Origin of the sequence: Priestia sp. SIMBA_032 (genome assembly GCF_046535215.1) — a bacterium.
Lineage (GTDB): Bacteria > Bacillota > Bacilli > Bacillales > Bacillaceae_H > Priestia > Priestia aryabhattai.
The window spans coordinates 1-459 of record NZ_JAWRXD010000137.1; the positions used below are offsets into that span (position 1 = coordinate 1).

The 459-nt window shown below is 35.1% G+C and carries 1 protein-coding gene; it reads right to left on the minus strand.

Going from position 1 to position 459, the window contains the following annotated elements:
• The coding region (locus tag SB717_RS33680) for a transposase (RefSeq protein ID WP_410907149.1) at positions 1-459 on the minus strand (459 nt) is incomplete at both ends.

The window sequence follows — 459 nt, forward strand, 5'->3', positions numbered from 1 at the left end:
AATTCAACTTTTCTTTTACTTTAGGGTATTCACAAAGGGCCTCTTCATATTCAACTACCTGAACAACTTTTTGGCAATAGTCAATTATATCAATAACCTCATCTGAGGTAGGTTTAGGTGGGAATTTCCCTTTCATATCTTCATCAATCTGGTAGACAGCTTTGCGTAGCAGTTTGGATTTCTCCATTAAAAATTCTTGAGGAGATTTTTGATTAAAACGTGCTCTTGTGTGAGTAGCATCAACGATAATAGAACTACTTTTTATTAGCCCTTTCTCTAGTGCAATCTCCACCGTTTTTTGGATAAGCATATCAAGTAAATTTACATCCTTTAAGCGCAGTTTACGAAACTTCGTTAACGAACTAGGATTGATCACGTCTTCTTCAGGAGCCATATCTAAAAAATACTTAAAAGACATATCGTATTTTGAGCGTTCAACAACATCAACATCAGATAGGT